Source organism: Streptomyces griseomycini (assembly GCF_014203535.1).
Classification (GTDB): Bacteria; Actinomycetota; Actinomycetes; order Streptomycetales; family Streptomycetaceae; genus Streptomyces; species Streptomyces griseomycini.
In genome coordinates this window covers 1-4,085 of the sequence record NZ_JACHJI010000054.1, presented here as the reverse complement: position 1 = coordinate 4,085, position 4,085 = coordinate 1, and the positions used below count along the sequence as shown (strand labels likewise).

The 4,085-nt window shown below is 75.9% G+C and carries 3 protein-coding genes and 2 pseudogenes; all 5 read left to right on the top strand.

The genetic code is table 11. The features are described from left to right. Nucleotides 1-113: pseudogene (locus tag FHS37_RS38630) on the top strand (sugar phosphate isomerase/epimerase); the annotation flags it as partial. 492 nt (nt 114-605) lie between these two features. Then, nucleotides 606-1,775: an inositol-3-phosphate synthase gene (locus FHS37_RS38625; RefSeq protein WP_184829990.1), complete on the top strand. Its 1,170-nt coding sequence runs from the start codon at nt 606-608 to the stop codon at nt 1,773-1,775. Beyond that, nucleotides 1,772-2,857 (top strand): SCO3242 family prenyltransferase, encoded by a 1,086-nt coding sequence (locus FHS37_RS38620; protein ID WP_184829988.1) that lies wholly within the window; start codon nt 1,772-1,774, stop codon nt 2,855-2,857. The genes FHS37_RS38625 and FHS37_RS38620 overlap by 4 nt, the downstream gene beginning before the upstream one ends. Next, on the top strand, nt 2,854-3,732 hold the full coding sequence (locus tag FHS37_RS38615; protein WP_184829986.1) for a sugar phosphate isomerase/epimerase family protein: 879 nt from the start codon (nt 2,854-2,856) through the stop codon (nt 3,730-3,732). Before FHS37_RS38620 ends, FHS37_RS38615 begins: the two co-directional genes overlap by 4 nt. Next, nucleotides 3,729-4,085: pseudogene (locus tag FHS37_RS38610) on the top strand (EboA domain-containing protein); the annotation flags it as partial. The gene FHS37_RS38615 and the pseudogene FHS37_RS38610, both read left to right, overlap by 4 nt.

Here is a 4,085-nt window from a genome sequence, read left to right as displayed (position 1 = left end):
CCGGCATGGACCGCCTCCAGGGCGCGCCGCAGGCACTGGCGGACCTGAAGCGGTTCGACTTCGACCCGCCCACGGCATCCTTCGACGCCGCCTTCGGAAGCGGCGACGACTAAGGCCCGTCGGGAAGCCCGGCAGGCCCGTCGAGAAGCCCGGCAGGCCTGCCGGGAACCCGGCCAGGCCGGTGCCCGGCGGCGGGAGAGCCGCCGGGCCGGTCCGGACTGCCCGGACACCGCTTTGTCCTGGACTGGGAAAAAGTTCAACTTCTCGGCCGCACAAGGTCTTTCCGTCGAGGACGAACCGGGCTACGGTCCCCTTTCGTGCACAGGCGCCACACGCGGTTCGGTACTGATGGCGCGTCCCGGTTGCACGGCGCACAGTTCGTTCGACCGGCCAACGGAGGACACCCGTGCACAGCCCAGGGCCAAGTGCCCCCAGAGGTCCCGCACTTCTCACCGGCGGCGCTCTCGCCGCCCACTCGCTCGCCGTAACCGCGCCGACCACGGAGCCGTCCTCCTAGGCCGCGGCCAAAGCCCGCCCACATGCCGGCGGTGGGCGGGAGGTCCCGAACCCCGCCCACCGTCCTCCAACCACATCGGAACATCGACATGGCAGGGAGGCAGCCCGTGAACAACGACGGGAACGCATCGGAGCCCCAGACCGACGGACGGACCGCACGCACCGGAGTCTGGTTCGTCGGAGCCCGCGGATCGGTGGCCACCACCGCCGTCGCCGGATGCGCGGCGGTCACCGCCGGACTGCGTCCTCCGACCGGCATGGTCACCGAGACACCACCGTTCGACGGCACCGGCCTGCCGCCCCTGTCCTCACTCGTCTTCGGCGGCCACGACACCGCCGACTGCCCGCTGCCCAAGCGGGCCGAACACCTCACCGGCGCGGGCGTCCTGCCGCACGGGCTCGCCTCCGCCGTGCACGCCGAACTCCGGGCCGCGGACGAGGAGATACGGCCCGGCGGCCCGACCCCGGGCGACACGCGCAGCGACGAGGAACTCATCACGGACTTCGCCGCCGACCTCACCTCGTTCCGCACGCGCAACGCACTGGCACGGGTGGTCGTCGTCAACGTCTCCTCCACGGAGCCGCTGCCCGCGCCCGACGCCGTACGGCTGCCGCCCAGCTCCCTCTACGCGGCCGCCGCCCTGCGCGCCGGCTGCCCCTACGTCAACTTCACGCCGTCCACCGGGCTGCGCACCGAGGCGCTCACGGACGCCGCCGCGGCCAGTGGACTTCCCCACGCGGGCCGTGACGGCAAGACCGGCCAGACGCTGCTGCGGGCCGTGCTCGCCCCGATGTTCGTCCAGCGCGCCCTGGACGTACGGGCCTGGTCCGGCACCAACCTGCTGGGCGGCGGCGACGGGGCGGCCCTGGCCGACCCGGGGGCGGCCGCGGCGAAGAACTCGGGCAAGGAGCGCGTCCTGACCGACACCCTCGGGCACACCCCGGAGGGCGAGGTGCACATCGACGACGTGCCGGCGCTCGGCGACTGGAAGACCGCCTGGGACCACATCGCCTTCGAGGGCTTCCTCGGCTCGCGGATGGTCCTGCAGACCATCTGGCAGGGCTGCGACTCGGCCCTCGCCGCCCCGCTCGTGCTGGACCTGGCCCGTCTGGTCGCCCGCGCCCACGAGGCGGGTCTGTCCGGTCCGCTGGGCGAGCTGGGCTTCTACTTCAAGGACCCCGACGCGGGCCCCTCGGGCCTCTCGGAGCAGTACACCGCGCTGCTGTCGTTCGCCGGCCGCCTGCGGGAGGCGAAGTGATCCGCTCCCTCCTGGCCCGTCTCGCCCCGCCCGCTCCGGCGCGCGCCCCGCGCCCCACCCGGCCCGGGAGCGGCCGGGGCCCCGCGGACGCCGCACCGGGGCGCGGACGACGGGCACGGCTGCGGGACTGGGCCGAACTGCTCCGTGTCTCCGCGCTGTTCACCGTGCCCGGTGACGCCCTCGCCGGTGCCGCGGCCGCCGGGCTGCGACCCCACCGGGGAACGGCGTACGCCGTGGGCGCCTCGCTCTGCCTCTACGAGGCGGGCATGGCGCTCAACGACTGGGCCGACCGCGACGAGGACGCCGTCGACCGCCCCCACCGTCCCGTCCCCTCCGGCCGTGTCTCCCCGACGGCGGCGCTGGGCGCGGCCGGCCTCCTGACCGCGGCGGGTCTGACGCTCGCCGCCCGTGCCGGCCGCCCCGCGCTCGCGGTGGCGACGGCCCTGACCGCCACGGTCTGGGCGTACGACCTCCGGCTGAAGCACACCCCCGCGGCCCCGACGGCGATGGCCGCGGCCCGCGCCCTGGACCTCCTGCTCGGCGCCGTGGCGACCGTGTCGGCACCCACCGCGACACGGACCGGCCGAGGAACCACCGCCGGGGCCTCGACGTCCCGCCAGGTGCTCCCCCACGGCAAGGGACGGGACGGGGGACCGCCCGCCACGCCCGGCTCCGCCCTGCGCGCCGCGGCCCCCGCCGCAGCCGCGCTGGCCGCCCACACCTACGCCGTCACCGCCGTCTCGCGGCACGAGGCGCACGGCGGTTCGACACTCACCCCCCTCACCGCACTCGGCACGACGACCGCGCTCGGCCTGCTGCTGGCACGGGCACGCGCCACGGAAGGGCCCGTCCCCGCCTGGTCGGCCGCCGCGTACGTCCGCACCGCCGCCGTCCCCTGCCTGCACGCCGCCCTCAACCCGTCCCCGCCCCTCACACAGCGCGCCGTCGGCGGCGGGATCCGCGCCATGATCCCGCTCCAGGCCGCGCTCGCCGCCCGGTCCGGGGCGAACGGCACCGCTCTCGCCCTGCTGGGCCTCGTCCCCCTGGCCCGCACGCTCGCACGGAAGGTGAGTCCCACATGAGCCCTCGGCAGCGACTCCGCCTCGGTTACGGCACCAACGGCCTCACCGACCTCCGTCTCGACGACGCCCTCGGCCTGCTCGCGGACCTGGGCTACGACGGCGTCGGGCTCACGCTCGACCACATGCACCTCGATCCGCTCGCCCCCGATCTCGCCGCCCGTACCTCCCGGGTCGCCCGCCGGCTCGGCGAACTCGGCCTCACCGCGACCGTCGAGACCGGCGCCCGTTACGTGCTCGACCCGCGCCGCAAGCACGGGCCGTCGCTGCTCGACCCGGACCCGGAGGGCCGGGCCGCCCGTACCCGGCTGCTGATCACGGCGGTCGACGTCGCGGCGGACCTGGGGGCGCACGCCGTGCACTGCTTCAGCGGCATCACGCCGCCCGGCACCGACGACGACACCGCGTGGCGGCGGCTGGGGGAGGCGCTCACGCCCGTGCTCGACGCCGCGGCCGCCGCCGGCGTGCCGATCGCGATCGAGCCCGAACCGGGCCACCTCCTCGCCACCCTCGCCGACTTCCACCACCTGCGCACCCTGCTCGGCAGCCCGTCTCCGCTCGGCCTGACCCTCGACATCGGCCACTGCCAGTGCCTGGAGCCGGACCCGCCCGCCGAGTGCGTCCGTGCGGCCGCGCCCTGGCTGCGGCACGTGCAGATCGAGGACATGCGCCGCGGGGTGCACGAGCACCTACCGTTCGGGGACGGCGAGATCGACTTCCCGCCCGTGCTGGACGCGCTCGCCGCCACCGGCTACCAGGGCCTGACCGTCGTCGAGCTGCCCCGCCACTCCCACGCCGGGCCGGAACTGGCCCGGTCCTCCGTCGAGTTCCTCCGGACCACGGCGGCCACCGCCACGAAGGGAGCGCCGGCAGCATGACGCAACCCCCTTCCCGGACCCGCGACGACGTCGCCGCCCGGCTGCCCGACGACACCGCGCGCGCCTGGTTCGACGGGGCGCTGGCCGATGCCGCGTGCGCGGCGAGAACGCCCCCGGCGGCCTCCTCTCCGTACCTCGCCCACAGCTGGGAGCTGCGGTTCGCCGCCGCCGGGCGGTGCTGCGGCCACGACAACGCGGACGCCGTCCGTACGCTCCTGCTGATCGAGGCCCGGGCGGGACTCGAGGCCCTGACCCGGCTCTACCAGCAGGGCACCGCGGACGAGCGCCGCGCGGTCCTGCACGCCCTCCCGCACCTGGTGCCCGGCCCCGAGGCCCTCCCGCTCGTCGAGGAC